General features: G+C 45.8%; 18 protein-coding genes. 17 read left to right on the forward strand and 1 reads right to left on the reverse strand.

Annotated features, from left to right (window positions below; all coding sequences use genetic code 11):
* Positions 1-3 precede the first annotated feature (3 nt).
* The 12 genes from IJ369_RS05185 to IJ369_RS05240 all read left to right on the forward strand — a co-directional run bounded on the left by IJ369_RS05185 (position 4) and on the right by IJ369_RS05240 (position 11,296).
* Entirely contained in the window at positions 4-1,158 is a 1,155-nt protein-coding gene (locus IJ369_RS05185; protein WP_290716805.1) for a D-alanyl-D-alanine carboxypeptidase family protein, read from the forward strand.
* Between the two features lie 78 nt (positions 1,159-1,236).
* Positions 1,237-1,959: a pseudouridine synthase gene (locus tag IJ369_RS05190; protein ID WP_290716808.1), complete on the forward strand. Its 723-nt coding sequence runs from the start codon at positions 1,237-1,239 to the stop codon at positions 1,957-1,959.
* Positions 1,960-2,065: 106 nt separating this feature from the next.
* Positions 2,066-2,713 (forward strand): histidine phosphatase family protein, encoded by a 648-nt coding sequence (locus IJ369_RS05195; protein WP_290716811.1) that lies wholly within the window; start codon positions 2,066-2,068, stop codon positions 2,711-2,713.
* A gap of 2 nt (positions 2,714-2,715) precedes the next feature.
* Positions 2,716-3,954 carry a BaiN/RdsA family NAD(P)/FAD-dependent oxidoreductase gene (locus IJ369_RS05200; RefSeq protein ID WP_290716813.1) on the forward strand — a complete coding sequence of 413 codons (1,239 nt, stop codon included), beginning with the start codon at positions 2,716-2,718 and terminating at the stop codon, positions 3,952-3,954.
* Positions 3,955-3,966: 12 nt separating this feature from the next.
* On the forward strand, positions 3,967-4,641 hold the full coding sequence (gene cmk, locus IJ369_RS05205; RefSeq protein WP_290716816.1) for a (d)CMP kinase: 675 nt from the start codon (positions 3,967-3,969) through the stop codon (positions 4,639-4,641).
* Entirely contained in the window at positions 4,641-5,243 is a 603-nt protein-coding gene (locus IJ369_RS05210; RefSeq protein WP_290716819.1) for a lysophospholipid acyltransferase family protein, read from the forward strand. Before cmk ends, IJ369_RS05210 begins: the two co-directional genes overlap by 1 nt.
* A complete protein-coding gene (locus IJ369_RS05215) occupies positions 5,240-7,192 on the forward strand; it encodes a bifunctional 4-hydroxy-3-methylbut-2-enyl diphosphate reductase/30S ribosomal protein S1 (RefSeq protein WP_290716821.1) in 1,953 nt (650 codons plus the stop codon). The genes IJ369_RS05210 and IJ369_RS05215 overlap by 4 nt, the downstream gene beginning before the upstream one ends.
* Positions 7,193-7,545: 353 nt before the next feature.
* Entirely contained in the window at positions 7,546-8,205 is a 660-nt protein-coding gene (deoC, locus tag IJ369_RS05220) for a deoxyribose-phosphate aldolase (RefSeq protein WP_290716823.1), read from the forward strand.
* Between the two features lie 84 nt (positions 8,206-8,289).
* A complete protein-coding gene (locus IJ369_RS05225; RefSeq protein WP_290716826.1) occupies positions 8,290-9,063 on the forward strand; it encodes a transporter substrate-binding domain-containing protein in 774 nt (257 codons plus the stop codon).
* 24 nt (positions 9,064-9,087) lie between these two features.
* The gene (locus IJ369_RS05230; RefSeq protein WP_290716828.1) at positions 9,088-9,744 is read left to right on the forward strand and encodes an amino acid ABC transporter permease; all 657 of its coding nucleotides are present in this window, start codon (positions 9,088-9,090) and stop codon (positions 9,742-9,744) included.
* Positions 9,741-10,469 (forward strand): amino acid ABC transporter ATP-binding protein, encoded by a 729-nt coding sequence (locus tag IJ369_RS05235; protein ID WP_290716830.1) that lies wholly within the window; start codon positions 9,741-9,743, stop codon positions 10,467-10,469. Before IJ369_RS05230 ends, IJ369_RS05235 begins: the two co-directional genes overlap by 4 nt.
* A gap of 134 nt (positions 10,470-10,603) precedes the next feature.
* Complete coding sequence (locus IJ369_RS05240; RefSeq protein WP_290716832.1) at positions 10,604-11,296, forward strand: DUF554 domain-containing protein; 693 nt, start codon at positions 10,604-10,606, stop codon at positions 11,294-11,296.
* A gap of 36 nt (positions 11,297-11,332) precedes the next feature.
* On the opposite strand, the gene IJ369_RS05245 is transcribed toward IJ369_RS05240, so the two are convergent.
* A complete protein-coding gene (locus IJ369_RS05245) occupies positions 11,333-12,526 on the reverse strand; it encodes a diaminopimelate decarboxylase (RefSeq protein ID WP_290716834.1) in 1,194 nt (397 codons plus the stop codon).
* 230 nt (positions 12,527-12,756) lie between these two features.
* Here IJ369_RS05245 and rimP point away from each other — a divergent pair, with 230 nt between their 5' ends.
* The 5 genes from rimP to IJ369_RS05270 all read left to right on the forward strand — a co-directional run.
* The gene (gene rimP, locus IJ369_RS05250; protein ID WP_290716836.1) at positions 12,757-13,224 is read left to right on the forward strand and encodes a ribosome maturation factor RimP; all 468 of its coding nucleotides are present in this window, start codon (positions 12,757-12,759) and stop codon (positions 13,222-13,224) included.
* A gap of 21 nt (positions 13,225-13,245) precedes the next feature.
* Entirely contained in the window at positions 13,246-14,391 is a 1,146-nt protein-coding gene (gene nusA, locus IJ369_RS05255; RefSeq protein WP_290716839.1) for a transcription termination factor NusA, read from the forward strand.
* 15 nt (positions 14,392-14,406) lie between these two features.
* A complete protein-coding gene (rnpM, locus tag IJ369_RS05260; protein WP_290716841.1) occupies positions 14,407-14,682 on the forward strand; it encodes an RNase P modulator RnpM in 276 nt (91 codons plus the stop codon).
* Positions 14,675-15,007 (forward strand): L7Ae/L30e/S12e/Gadd45 family ribosomal protein, encoded by a 333-nt coding sequence (locus IJ369_RS05265; RefSeq protein ID WP_290716844.1) that lies wholly within the window; start codon positions 14,675-14,677, stop codon positions 15,005-15,007. Before rnpM ends, IJ369_RS05265 begins: the two co-directional genes overlap by 8 nt.
* Positions 15,008-15,034: 27 nt before the next feature.
* Positions 15,035-15,348, forward strand: a 314-nt coding sequence (locus tag IJ369_RS05270; RefSeq protein WP_290716846.1) for a translation initiation factor IF-2 N-terminal domain-containing protein, incomplete at its 3' end; no start/stop codon positions are given.

The following is a 15,348-nucleotide window of genomic DNA, read 5'->3' on the forward strand; positions in this document are numbered from 1 at the left end:
CCTATGAAGCGGATGACCTTGTTACTCCTGCTTTTTTTATTGTCTGCAACGCCGGTTTTTGCCAGTGAACCAAACGTGGCCGCTCAGGGGGCGGCGCTGATCGATGGGAAAACAGGACGTCTTTTATGGGAGAAAAATGGGGAAGAACCCTTTGCTATGGCGAGCACAACAAAAATCATGACGGCGATATTAGTTTTGGAAAATACAGATTTGGAGGATATCGTTACCATCAGCAAAAATGCCGCCCATCAGCCGGAGGTACATATGGATTTGAAGGAGGGCGAACAATGGAAGGTGGGCGATTTGCTTTCGGCCATGATGCTCCGTTCCTATAATGATGCGGCGGTGGCTTTGGCGGAGCATGTTTCGGGGGATGTAGAAAGTTTTTGTGAGAGAATGACAGAGAAGGCGAAGGAGATCGGCGCAATGGAAACGGTCTTTGGTTCGCCTAATGGTCTGGATAGCCATTTGACAGATGAACAGCATCATTCTACGGCCTACGATATGTCCCTCATTGCGGCTTATGCATTGGAAAATGAGACATTTCGGGAAATCATTGCCCAAGGGGAAATCAATGTAGCAGATCTGGAAGGAAAGCATCTCTGCAACGTGACCAATGCTGACCGCTTTTTGAAGGAATATCAGGGAGCGCTGGGGGTGAAAACAGGCTATACCAACAAGGCGGGGCATTGTTTTGTCGGCGCAGCGGAACGGGAGGATGTTCTGCTGGTTTCCACTGTTCTCGGTAGTGGCTGGGGCACGGCGGGGAAAGAGAAAAAATGGACGGATACAAAGGTTTTGATGGACTATGGATTTGAAACTTTCCATACATATGAAGCGGTGAAAGCGGAACAGATTTTTGGAGAAGTGAAAATCGCTGATTCTCCGACGGAACTGGTGGAAACGGTTCTGGCGGAAGGCTATACGGCGTTGTTTTCGGAAGAGGAGATAGAAGAATTGCGATTGGAAGCAGATTTGCCGAAGGAGGTGGAAGCTCCTGTGGAAAAAGGCGAGAAACTGGGGAAAGCTACCCTTTGGCTGGAGGATGAAAAACTGGCTGAAATAGATCTTCTGGCACTGGAAACAGCGTATTCCTATACATTAAGAGAAAGACTCTGGCGTCTGGCGGAAAACTGGTTGACATGGAGAAAGTTTTGACTTTCCTCATATCCTCAGGTATACTGTTCTCAATACTGGTTTTGAAAAATACTTTTGACAGAACGGAGATTTAGATATATGGAAGAAAGACTGCAGAAATTCCTGGCGGAAGCCGGCGTAGCATCCCGTAGAAAGGCGGAAGAGTTGATCGCCCAGGGGAAAGTAAAAGTAAATGGAAAGGTAGTCACAGAAATGGGCATGAAAATTGACCCTGCCAAAGATGAAGTGACTTATCTGGATAAAAAAGTGAGCAAAAAAGATACAAAAATGGTCTATATCATGCTGTATAAACCCGAAGGCTATGTGACAACGGCGAAGGAACAGTTTGGCAGACCTGCTGTTGTAGACCTGATCAAAGGTGTGAACGAGCGTATCTTCCCTGTAGGCCGACTGGATTACGATACATCTGGCCTGCTGCTGCTGACAAACGACGGTGACCTGACCTACAAACTGACACATCCCAAGCATGATGTGGATAAAACTTATATTGCGAAACTGTACGGTATTCCCGATGAAGGGGCTCTGCAGAAATTCCGCAGAGGTGTGGTCATCGATGGTGTAAGAACAAAACCTGCGAAAATTCAGATCATCGATAAGGAGAAAGACGGCCGCTTCTGCACAGCGGAAATCATCATCCACGAAGGCAGAAACAGACAGGTGCGTAAGATGTGTGAAGCCATCAAACATCCTGTTGCGCAGCTGAAAAGAGTGGCGACAGGCGACCTGAAGCTGGGCGACCTGCAGAAGGGAAAATATCGTCATCTGACAGAAAAGGAGATCAAATACCTCAAGAAGCTGTGATGAAAAGACCTCGAAAGAGGTCTTTTTTATTTACTTGAAAGGCAGGCTTTCTTGACGTATAATATATAGTTAGGAAAAAGTAGATCAAATGGAGGGAGAGAACCTCATGGAAAATAAAAAAACGAGATTTTACCTGATCCGCCACGGGGAGACGGATTGGAACAAAGGCGGCCGCTATCAGGGCTGCACGAATATACAGTTGAATGACGCGGGCAGAGAACAGGCACGCCTGCTGGGGGAACGTTTCAAATATCTGCCTTTGGATGTGGTGTATGTTTCTCCTCTGGACAGAGCGGTGGCAACGGCAGAACCTTTGGCGGCTGCCCATGGGCTGACACCCATTAAAGATGCCCATTTCAGAGAGATCAATTTCGGTGAATGGGAAGGGCATACTATCGCAGAATTGTCTGAAAAATATGGCAGAGCCTATACAGATTTCTTTGCCAATCCCTTCGATCATCCCGTTCCCGGGGAAGGCTCTTTCCAGAATGCTATGGATCGTGCCATCGAAGGCTTTGATATTCTTGCAGAAAGACACAAAGGCGAGAACGTTGCCATCGTTTCCCACGGCGGTCTGCTGCGTGTGATGTTGGTAGGTCTTTTGGGCATGGGCGATGAATTTTATCGCAAAACATGGATGACCAATACATCCATCACCATGCTGGACGTGATGGAAGATGGCAGAAAGCTTCTGATGACTTTGAATGACAAAGCGCATCTGGAAATGGCAGAACTCTTTAAAAAAGGAGAGTAACTATGAAAAAGAAAATCATCGTGGTAGGCGCAGGGGCGGCAGGCCTGATGGCAGCGGGCCATGCGGCGGAAAAAGGCCACGAAGTCCATTTATATGAAAAAAACAACCGAATCGGGAAGAAAATTCTCATCACCGGCAAAGGCCGCTGCAATGTGACCAATGACAGTGACGTGGAAGGTCTGCTGGATAATATCCCCGGCAACCCGTACTTCATGTATAGCTCTTTCTATCAGCTGGACAGCTTCGGTCTGCAGGAATTTTTCAAAAATCTTGGCCTGGAACTGAAAGTGGAACGCGGTAAACGTGTTTTCCCTGTTTCCGATCGTTCTTTGGACGTGGTTCTGGCGCTGGAAAAATATCTGAAGAAAAATAAGGTGAAACTACATCTGGAAAGCCCTGTGGAAAGTATCCTCATTGAAAACGGTAAGGCGGCAGGTATCCGCCTGAAAAACGGCAAAGAAGAACAGGCGGATGGCGTCATCGTCTGCACAGGCGGTCTTTCCTATCCTGGGACAGGCTCTACCGGCGATGGCTATCGCTTCGCGAAAGCGGCGGGCCATCATGTAACGAAGCTGTATCCTTCTCTGGTGCCTTTGAAAACAGCGGAGGAATGGTGCCATGAACTGATGGGGCTGAGCCTGAAAAATATCGAGATCACTATCAAAAATAAGAAAGGCAAAAAGGTTTATACTGATTTTGGGGAAATGCTGTTTACCCATTTCGGTGTTTCCGGCCCTGTGATTCTGAGTGCCAGCAGACATATCATCCTGACCATCGAAGAAGGTTACAAGCTCTATATCGACCTGAAGCCTGCCATGGATGAAAAGAAGTTGGATGCTCGTTTGCTGAGAGATTTTGAAAAATACGCAAATAAGGATTTCGCCAATGCTCTAGACGATCTGCTTCCCCAGAAGCTGATCCCTGTTATCATCCAACTGGCAGAGATTGACCCTCGCAAGAAAGTCAATAGTATCACCAAGGAAGAAAGAAAACGCCTTTGCGGTCTGCTGAAAGCACTGCCTCTGACCATTACAGGCACAACAGGTTATAACGAAGCGGTCGTGACCTGCGGTGGCATCGAAACAGACGAGATCGACCCTTCCACCATGGAAAGCAAACTGGTGAAAAATCTGCATTTTGCGGGGGAAGTTTTAGACGTAGACGCATATACAGGCGGCTTCAATCTGCAGATCGCTTTCTCCACAGGCTACACAGCCGGGGAATTCATCTGTCAGGAATAAGGAGGAAATAAAATGAAACGATTTGCCATTGCGGTGGACGGGCCTGCGGGTTCCGGCAAAAGCACTGTTGCAAAAATGGTTGCCAGAAAACTTGGCATTATCTATGTAGATACAGGCGCAATGTATCGCACCGTCGCGCTGCACTGCACGCAGGAAGGGATTTCTCTGGAAGATGAAGCGGCAGTTGTTGCTTCTCTGGATGGCCTGAATATGCGCATCCAGCCCAATGAAGACGGACAGAAAATTTTTCTGAATGAAGAAGATGTGACAGCAAAAATCAGAACGGCAGAGATCGGCAAAGGTGCATCCACTGTTGGCGCATATCAGAAGGTACGCGAACGCATGGTGGAGCTTCAGCAGGAAATGGCCAAAGAACTTTCTGTTATTATGGACGGCAGAGACATCGGCACGGTCGTTTTGCCTGATGCGGAAGTAAAGATTTATCTGGATGCAGATGCAGGCGAAAGAGCCCGCCGTCGTGTAGGTGAACTGGAAGCCAAAGGCGAAACAGCTGATTTCGAAGAGATCAAAAAAATGATCATCCAGAGGGATTATAATGACATGAACAGAGAGCACAGCCCTCTGAAAAAAGCAGAGGACGCCATCAGTCTGGATTCCACTGGAATGAGCATTGAAGAAGTACAGCAGGCGATCCTGGATATTACTGCGGAAAGGGTGAAAGAATAATGAAGGGTGAATCCTGGTTTTGCAGACTGGCAGTTGCACTTGTAAAAGTTTGGTTTGCAATTATGTTTAAAGTAGAGATCATTGGCAAAGAAAACATTCCTGAGGACGGGAATGCGATCATTTGCTGTAACCATTACAGCAACTATGACCCCTTTGCGGCAGCCATCTATCTGAACAGACTGCCCCATTATATTGGCAAAAAGGAATTGTTCAAATATAAGATCGTAGCATGGGCTTTGAATGAAGTTGGGGTATTCCCCATCGACAGAAAGGCTTCCATGGATATGAAGGCTGTAAAAACAGCATTGAAAATTCTGAAGGAAGGCAAGATCCTGGGGATTTTTGCGGAAGGCAAGCGTGTCAAAGAGGGGGAAGAAGTAGACGCAAAGGGCGGCGTGGCTCTTTTTGCCATGAAGGGGAATGCACCTGTTATCCCCTGCGCTATCAGCGGCAAATATAAATTCCGCAGCAAGATCACTGTGGAATATGGCAAACCTCTGACACTGGATGAATATCGCAGCCAGAAACTGACAACTGATCTTATGGGCGAGATCACAGAAGTCATTATGGACAGAGTCGAAGAAATGAAGGTGAAGGCATGAGCAATGTAAAACTGGCGGAATCCGCAGGTTTTTGTTTTGGTGTGAAGCGTGCCATTGAAATGGCCTATGCAGAAATCGAAAAAAATGACGGTGAACCTTTATATTCCTATGGCCCTTTGATTCATAATAAAGAAGTGACAAATGATTTAGAAAAAAAAGGTCTGCATATCATTGAAAGTCTGGATGGCATCGAGAAAGGGACTGTAGTCATCCGTTCCCACGGCGTTGGCAAATTCCTTTATGATGCACAGGAAGAAAAAGGCATGAAAATGGTGGATGGCACCTGTCCCTTCGTGAAAAAAATACATACTATCGTGAACGAGGCATGGAACAACGGCAAAAGCGTTATTATTGCCGGTGACGGAAAGCATCCCGAGGTTATGGGCATTAATGGCTGGTGCGGTAACAGTGCTGTTATTCTGGAAAGCCCCGAAGAAGCTCAGGCGGCAGAAATGAATGCGGACAAGGAATATGTCGTAGTTGTGCAGACTACCTTCCGTCAGAGCAAATTTGACGATATGATCGACATTCTGAAAGACAAAGGCTTAAAGCTGGATATTTCCCAGACTATCTGCTCTGCAACGGAGAAAAGACAGAAGGAAGCCATGGAGCTTTCCAAAACAGTAGATAAAATGATCGTCATTGGTGACAAAAAAAGCTCCAATACGCAAAAACTGGTGGAGATATGCAAAAAAAATTGTGAGAATACCGTTCATATTGAAACAATTTGCGATTTGGTGTTGAAAACTTTTGCAAAAAATGATAAGATAGGTATAACTGCAGGTGCGTCCACACCGCCTGCAATAATTAAGGAGGTAGTAGTTACTATGAGCGAAGAAAATGTAAAAGTTGAAGAAATGAGTTTTGAGCAGATGTTGGAAGAATCTCTCGTTACACTACACACTGGTGATGTTGTAAAAGGCACAGTTATCCAGGTAGTTGGCGAAGAAGTTTCCGTTAACCTGGGTTTCAAATCTGATGGTGTTATTCCCAGAGGCGAATTCAGCAGAGATACAACAGTAGTTCCCAGCAAAGTAGTTCAGCCCGGCGACGAAATCGAAGTTTTCGTTGTACGTGTTAACGATGGCGACGGCAACGTTCTGCTGTCCAGAAAACGCATCGAAGAACAGAAGGGCATGGAAGATATCGAAAAAGCTTTCAACGAAAAAACAGTTGTTACAGGTACAGTAACAGACGTTGTAAAAGGCGGCCTGATCGCAGTTGTAAACGGCGTAAGAGTATTCATCCCCTCTTCCCAGGTTTCCAATAGATTCATCGAAGATCTGAGCGTATTCAAAGGCCAGGAACTGGAATTCAATATCATCGAAATGGACAGAGTAAAACGTCGTATCATCGGCGGCAGAAAAGCTCTGGTTGAACAGGAAATCGCAGCAAAGAGAGCAGCTCTGTTCGAAACAATCGAAGCTGGTTCCAAGATCGCTGGTACAGTATCCAGACTGACAGATTTCGGTGCATTCGTTGATCTGGGCGGTGTTGACGGTCTGATCCACATCTCCGAAATGAGCTGGGGCAGAATCTCCAACCCCAGAGAAGTTCTGAAAGAAGGCCAGGCAGTTGAAGTATTTGTTCTGGATGTAGACAAAGAAAAAGGCAAAATCAGCCTGTCCCTGAAAGATGCAAACATGAACCCCTGGAAACTGGCTGCTGACAAATATGCAGTTGGCACAATCGTGGAAGGTAAAGTAGTTCGTATGGTACCTTTCGGTGCATTTGTTGAACTGGAACCCGGCGTAGATGGTCTGGTACACATTTCTCAGATCGCTAACAAACACGTTGTAAAACCCGAAGATGAACTGAAGGTTGGCGAAGTGATCAACGTGAAAGTTCTGGAAGTAAATTCCGAACAGAAAAAGATCAGCCTTTCCAAGAGACAGGCAGATGCTCCTGTTGAAGAAGCTCCCGCAGAAGAAGCTCCCGCAGCAGAATAATCCCGTGTGCAAGAACTCCCATTGTGGCGTGTCCACGATGGGAGTTTTTTCATTGCCATGAAAAAGGATATATAAAGAAAATTTTTATGGATATTTTATATGAGATCTGATGAAAAATTTTCATGTGAGATAAAAAAGCTCCGAAAATGGGACTTTTCTTTATTTTTCAGGCAAAAACAGAGATTCTATTGGTATTTTTATATATGCAGGTTTTTAATAATATTAAAATTTTTCATAAAAAAGTCTGATTTATAGAAAAACCTTTGGAAAATAATAAAAAAACCGGCATTGTTATGCCAGTGATTTTGTGATATACTTTTTAAGTAATTTAATGGGATAAAGGAGGAAAGTACATGGAAAAGCATGAAATTTTCCAATATATTGACCATACATTGCTGAAACAGGAGGCGGTTTGGGAACAGATTCGTGAAATTTGCCTGCAGGGTATGGAATGTGGTACAGCTTCCGTATGTATCCCGCCTTCTTTTGTGAAACAGGCGGCTGATTTTGTAGAAGGAAAACTTCCTATCTGCACAGTTATTGGTTTTCCGAATGGATACCAGACCACGACGGTAAAGGCTTTTGAAGCGGCAGAAGCAGTGAAGGATGGCGCAGATGAGATCGATATGGTCATCAATATCGGCTGGGCAAAGGCAAAAAGATATGATGATATCCTGACGGAGATTGATGCAGTCAAGGATGCCTGCAATGGAAAGCTTTTGAAGGTCATCGTCGAAACGTGCCTTCTGACAGAAGAAGAAAAGATCGCCCTTTGCGATGTGGTGAGCCGCTCCAAGGCGGAATTCATCAAGACCAGCACAGGTTTTGCTGGAGGTGGAGCTACACTGGAGGATATCCGGCTGTTCAAAAAATATGTAACAGAGGATACGAAGATCAAAGCAGCAGGCGGCATCAAATCTGTTGCCGATGCGGAAGCTTTTCTGGCGGCAGGTGCTGACAGATTGGGAACCAGTTCCCTTCTGGCTATGCTAAAAAAGGAGATCGAAAAATAAGCCCATAGATATGCTGAAAAATGCAAGGCATATTTCAATAAAAGTAACTTGAAATGGGAAACAGAAAAAAGGGAGGAATTTACAATGAGTTTATTCAAGAAATTTGCAGCAATGGCAATGGTAGCAGTTATGGCTTTCGGTGTAACAGCTTGCGGCGGCTCCGAAGAAGCAGCAGATGATGCAGCAAAGAAATACATCATTGCTACAGACACAACATTTGCACCTTTCGAATTCCAGAACGAAGCAGGCGAATACGTTGGTATCGACATTGAACTGCTGGCAGCAATCGCTGAAGATCAGGGCTTCGAATATGAACTGCAGGCTCTGGGCTTCAACGCAGCAGTACAGGCTCTGGAAGCAGGCCAGGCTGACGGCGTTATCGCTGGTATGTCCATCACAGAAGAAAGACAGCAGAAATTCGATTTCTCTGAACCTTACTTCGATTCCGGCGTTGTAATGGGTATTGCAGCAGACAATGAAGAAATCAAATCCTATGAAGATCTGGCTGGCAAAAAAGTAGCAGTGAAGATCGGTACAGAAGGTCAGGCTTTTGCTGAATCCATCAAAGATCAATATGGCTTCGAAACAGTAACATTCGATGATTCCAGCGCAATGTATCAGGATGTAATCGGCGGCAACAGCGCAGCTTGCTTCGAAGACTACCCTGTAATGGGCTATGGCATCACACAGGGTGTTGCTCTGAAAATGGTAACAGATAAAGAACAGGGCAGCTCCTATGGTTTCGCAGTAGGCAAAGACCAGAACACAGAACTGCTGGAAATGTTCAACACAGGTCTTGCTAACCTGAAAGAAAACGGCAAATATCAGGAAATTCTGGATACATACATCCAGGGCTAATTTCCTTGTAAGGAGTAGTGCCTCATGAGTGGTTTTTTTGAGTATGTAGGACAGTGTATGCCTCAGCTGATGACTGGGCTGAAGCTGACACTTATTATGACAATTTGCGCCTTGATCCTGGCAGTGGTGATCGGTCTGATCGCCTGCTTGTTCAGCATCTCCAAGGTGAAACCTCTGAACTGGCTCTCCGGTATTTACCTGAGTGTCATCCGTGGTACACCTCTGTTAGTACAGGCGTTCTTCATCTACTTTGGTTTGACTTCCGCACTGGGACTTAGAATCCCTGCTTTCAATGCAGCGATCATCGTTCTGTGCCTGAATGCCGGCGCATATTTGTCTGAAATCTTCAGAAGCGGTATCGCGGCGGTAAATAAAGGCCAGATGGAAGCAGCTCGAAGCCTGGGTCTGCCTTATGGCGTTGCGATGAGAAAAATCATCCTGCCTCAGGCGATCCGTATCGTTATCCCTTCTGTACTGAACCAGTTCATCATCACATTGAAGGATACATCCATCCTGTCCGTTATCGGTTGTGGTGAACTGATGCGTCAGGGTCAGCAGATCGTAGCGCGTAATTTCCGCAGCTTCGAAACATATGCTATCATTGCGGTTATGTATTACGTAGTCGTAATTTTCCTGACAAAGGTCTTTCAGATCGTTGAAAGGAGGCTGGCAAACAAATGATCAAGGTAAAAGTAGAACAATTGAAAAAAAGCTTTGGCAGCCTGGAAGTATTAAAGGGTATCGACCTGGAAGTCAAAGAAGGGGAAGTAGTTTGTCTGATTGGTCCTTCCGGTTCCGGCAAGTCTACCTTTCTGCGTTGCCTGAATCGTCTGGAAGAAACGACTGCAGGTACTGTTATCGTTGATGACAACGATATTACTGATCCCAAATGCAATATCAATAAGGTGAGAGAAAACATCGGTATGGTGTTCCAGCAGTTCAATCTGTTTCCTCATCTGAATGTTTTGGAAAATATCATGCTGGCGCCTGTGGACAGAAAGAAAATGTCCAAGGAAGAAGCAAAAGCGACTGCTGAACGCCTTCTGGCAACAGTAGGCCTGGCGGAAAAAGCAGGAGAATACCCTCCTAACCTTTCCGGCGGTCAGCAGCAGCGTGTTGCCATTGCCCGCGCACTGGCGATGAACCCTGATATCATGCTGTTTGACGAACCCACATCTGCCCTTGACCCTGAAATGGTAGGCGAAGTTCTGGAAGTAATGAAACAGTTGGCAAAAGATGGTATGACTATGATCGTAGTTACACACGAAATGGGCTTCGCGAGAGAAGTTGCAGACCGTGTCATCTTCATGGATGGCGGCTACATCGTAGAACAGGGGACACCCGCGGAAGTATTTGGTAACCCTCAGAATAAGAGAACACAGGATTTCCTGAATAAGGTTCTCTAAGTTTAAAAATCAAAGCCTCAAACAGAGATGTTTGGGGCTTTCTTTTTATTTTTAAATGTATTTATTTATGGACAAACACGTCGAAAAGTGGTACGCTTTCATACATAACATCGCGAAAGAAAAGAGGAGAAAAAATGATCGCAGTCATTGTAAATACCCTGACGGTACTGATCGGCAGTGCCATCGGTTTATTATTGAAAAAAGGTATCCCTGAGAGAATTACAGACACCCTGATGAAAGGTCTGGGGCTTTGCACGCTATATATTGGCTGGAGCGGTACGCTGAAGGGCGAAAATACACTGGTGCTGATTTTGTCTATGGCTATTGGTATCATTATCGGCGAAGGTCTGGATTTGGACGAAAAACTGAATCGTTTTGCAACGGGGCTGGAAAATCGCTTTAAAAAAGGCGGGAACGAGATTTCCCTGGCGGAAGGTTTTGTTACAGCATCTCTGGTGTTCTGCGTGGGGGCAATGACTATCGTTGGCTCTTTGCAGGCAGGTCTTTCCGGAGATTATGAAATGCTGTATACGAAATCCGTATTGGATCTGATCTCCTCTATGGTGTTTGCATCCTCTCTGGGTATTGGCGTTATGCTGGCAGGTGGTTTTGTTCTGGTTTTCCAGGGAGCAATCGTGCTTTTGGCGCAGTTCGTAGCGCCTTTCCTGACAGATGCGGTCATTGCGGAAATGGTTTGTTCCGGTTCCCTCATCATCTTTGCGCTGGGGCTGAATATCGTAGGCATTACAAAGTTGAAGGTCATCAATTTTCTGCCTGCCATTTTCCTGCCTGTTTTGCTTTGCCCTGTTTTGGGTATGTTTGTTTAAAAATAAAAGAGTCCGTTTGGACTCTTTTTTATTTTCTTATTTTTCATCGATAAAGAATTGTTTCGGCATAGGCTGGCTGGCGAAGAAGAGAGGAGCCAGGCTGTAAGCATAGCTGCCGGCGTGGTTGAAGGTCACCAAGTTCCCGATGTTGCCTTTCTTTACAGTGACATCCCTTGCCATCATATCTGCTCCGGAACAAAGGTGGCCTGCGATATCCACCACTTCTGTTTCACTGCTTTCAGAAAGAACGTTGATTTCGTAACTATCGTTTTCCGTAGCGAAGGGTTCATAGGATGCGCCGATGTGGTCAGGATGGAAGGGGAGAAGTATCTGCCGCAGAACGGGCTTGAAGAACCCGTTGGCGCCATTTTTGACGATATAGAAGGTTTTGTCGTGGGATTGCTTGATGTCCACGATTTCTGTTACATAAGTGCCGCAGTCGCAGGCGAGAAATCGGCCGCTTTCCAGCAGGAGTTTGGCAGAAAGTTCATTTGCATATTTTTCTTTGGCGGAAGAAGCTGCCTTGCGCAGCTTTTCATAATCCAGAGGAGATTGCTTCGCTGCATCGTAGACCTTGCCAACGCCGCCGCCGAAGTTGATATATTCCAGTTTTGTGTCAAGGAATTTCTGTAAACGGACAGCCAGACCCATCACGTTGTCGTAATATCTGCCCAGCTGTTCTGTATCCAGAACCTGAGAACGTATATGGACATGGAGCCCATCGATGGTCAGGTGAGGGTATTCTTTTTCAAAAGCTGTTTCCCATACAAAGCATTCATCAATGCCGAATTTGGAAGGCATCTGAGGCATACCGTCCATCGTAAAGTCGGGATGGATACGTAAGCCGACCGCCAGTTTCAGGCCGCGGAAGGCGGCTGCTTCCTCCAGAAGGGAAAGCACATGGAAGCTGTCAGCAATAATGTGACATTTTCCAAGCACGTGGGTGATATCTTCTTTCGTAGGGGCGGGGCAGGAATAATAGATGTTTTCCACAGGCATGCCCGCTTCCAAGGCTAAATCTACTTCCTTTGCGGAAGCTGCGTCAGCACCGATGCCCAGGGATGCCATTTTTTGCAGCACAGGCATAAAAGGATTTGCCTTTACAGAAAACAGGAATCCAAAATCAGGAAAGGTGGTTTTCAGGATAGATGCCTGTTCTGAAATCACTTTTCCGTCATAGATATAGAAAGGGGAGCCGTGCTCCGCTCTGATTTTCTCAAAAGTATGCATAAAATTTCCTCCTTTGGGGAATGGTATAGACAAACGTCTTTCCATCATCATATATCAGGTGGAAAATCTTCGCAAGAAGGAAGTTATTTTCTCGAAAAACCTTGCAAATCAAGGAAAAACGTGGTATAGTAATCTACAGTAATGATATAAGTTGTCGGTGAGAAGAGTAGGTGAATGAACCTGCTCTTTGTTATTGTAACGGTAAAAATTTTTGAAAAAGAGGTGTAAAAATGGCGAAAGCAAACAACACAGAAGCAAAAGTGCTGCCTCTGCTGGAACCTATCGTAGAGGCCAATGGTCTGGAACTGGTAGATCTGGAATTTGTGAAGGAAGGCGTGAACTGGTACCTGCGTGTCTATATCGATAAGGACGGCGGCGTGAATATCGATGACTGCGAACTGGTAAGCCGTGCGCTGGAAGCGAAGCTGGATGAGAAAGATCCCATCGAGCAGGCATATATCCTGGAAGTAAGCTCTCCCGGTATCGACAGACCTCTGAAAAAAGAGGCTGATTTCGTAAAATATCAGGGTGAGATCATCGATGTAAAGCTGTATAAAGCAAAGGACGGTAGCAAGCAGTATCAGGGCAAACTGCTGGGGCTGGAAAATGGTGTGCTTTCCATCGAGGAAGAAAACGGCAATGTAGTAACTTTTGAACACAAAGATACAGCCAGCGTGAGACTGGCAGTGATCTTCTGATAAGAGGGAGGAATCTGGAAAATGGATAGCAAAGAATTTTTGACCGCATTGGAACTGGTTGCAAAGGAAAAAGGTATCGATAAAGAAATCATTTTCGAAGCGATCGAAGCGTCTCTGGTTTCTGCATGCAAAAAACATTTTGGCACAAGTCAGAATATCAAAGTAGACATGAACAGAGAAACTGGTGAAGTAAAATGCTTTACACAGAAAACGGTTGTGGAAACAGTGGAAGATCCTCAGCTGGAAATTTCTCTGGAAATGGCAAGAGTGCTGAACCCCAACTATGCTGTTGGCGACATCGTAGACATTGAAGTAACCCCCAAGGATTTCGGCAGAATTTCCGCACAGACAGCAAAACAGGTAGTCGTACAGAAATTCCGTGAAGCAGAAAGAGAAATCCTGTTCAATCAGTACATCACAAAAGAACGTGAAGTGGTAACAGCCATCGTTCAGAGAAAAGAACGCAGAAATGTGATCGTTCAGATGGGCAAGATCGATGCAGTTCTGTCTGCAAACGAACAGATCCCCGGCGAACAGTATAACTTCATGGATCGCGTGAAAGTATACGTTCTGGAAGTAAAACAGACAACAAAAGGTCCCCAGATCTTTGTTTCCAGAACACACCCCGAACTGGTAAAACGTCTCTTTGAACAGGAAGTGCCTGAAGTACATGATGGTACAGTGGAAATCAAGAGCATTGCCAGAGAAGCAGGCAGCAGAACAAAAATCGCTGTTAATTCCAAAAATGAAAACGTTGACGCACTGGGCGCTTGCGTAGGTCAAAATGGTTACAGAGTAAACGTGATCGTAAACGAACTGGGCGGCGAAAAGATCGACGTCATCAACTGGTCTGAAGATCCCAGAGAATTCATTGCTGCAGCTCTGAGCCCTTCCAAAGTTCTGGAAGTTAAACTGAACGAAGCAGAACAGAGCGCAAAGATCGTTGTTCCCGACCATCAGCTGTCTCTGGCCATTGGTAAAGAAGGCCAGAACGCAAGACTGTCCGCAAAACTGACAGGCTGGAGAATCGACATCAAGAGCGAAACACAGGCAAGAGAAACAAACTTCCTGGCTGATGAAGAACCTGTGGTAGAAGAAGCTGCAGAAGAAGTTGACGCTCTGGAAGCGATCGATGCAATCGAAACTGCCCCCGAAACAGAAGAATAAGAGGGAGGAGAGCGTATGAAGCAGAGAAAAGTACCTCTCAGAAAATGTACCGGTTGTCAGGAAATGAAAAATAAAAAAGAACTCATCCGCATCGTAAGAAACGAAGAAGGTGAGTTCTCCTTAGACCGCACGGGCAAAAAGCCCGGCCGTGGCGCATATATTTGTCCCAATGGGGAATGTCTGGCGAAAGCACAGAAATCCAAAGGGCTGGAACGCTCCTTCAAGGCACCTGTGCCCAAGGAAGTGTATGAACAGCTGCTGAAGGAACTGGAGGAAGAAACGAATGAATAAATTCCTTTCCCTTCTGGGGCTTTGCAAGCGGGCAGGCAAGCTTGCCGCAGGCGAAGTGGCAGCTGAGCAGGCAGTGCGCGGCAAAAAAGCGTTTTTGCTGATTTTATCGGAGGATGCCTCCAAAAATACGAAAAAGAAATTCAGAAATTCCGCAGCTTACTACGAACTGCCCTTGGCAGAGATCGGAACCAAGGAAGAACTGGGCAGGGCCATCGGCGCAGATATGCGATCCATCATCGCCATCACCGAAGAAGGCTTTGCGAAAAAACTGAAGCAGCTGGCGGAAGATATCATAGAGAACAGAACGAAGGTCGGTGAAGACTGATCATCGAGAAAGACGAGGTGTTGTGGAATGTCCAAAATTCGAATTTATGAACTGGCAAAGCAACTGGGCGTTGCCAATAAAGATCTGATGGAAAAAATTCACAGTGTTGGTATCGAAGCAAAAAGCCATATGGCTATGCTGACAGAAGAAGAAGCGGCGAAAGTAACAGCGCTGTATCAGCCTAAAAAAGAAGAACCCAAGAAAGAAGCGCCTAAGAAGAAAGCACCTAAAAAAGACGCTCCCAAGCAGGAAGTAAAAAAAGACGCTCCTAAACAGCAGCATGCACCCAAACAGGATGCACCTAAGAAAGATGCTCCTAAGAAAGATGCGCCTAAACAGGA

The sequence above is a fragment of the Anaerotignum sp. genome (assembly GCF_017483025.1).
GTDB lineage: Bacteria > Bacillota > Clostridia > Lachnospirales > Anaerotignaceae > Anaerotignum_A.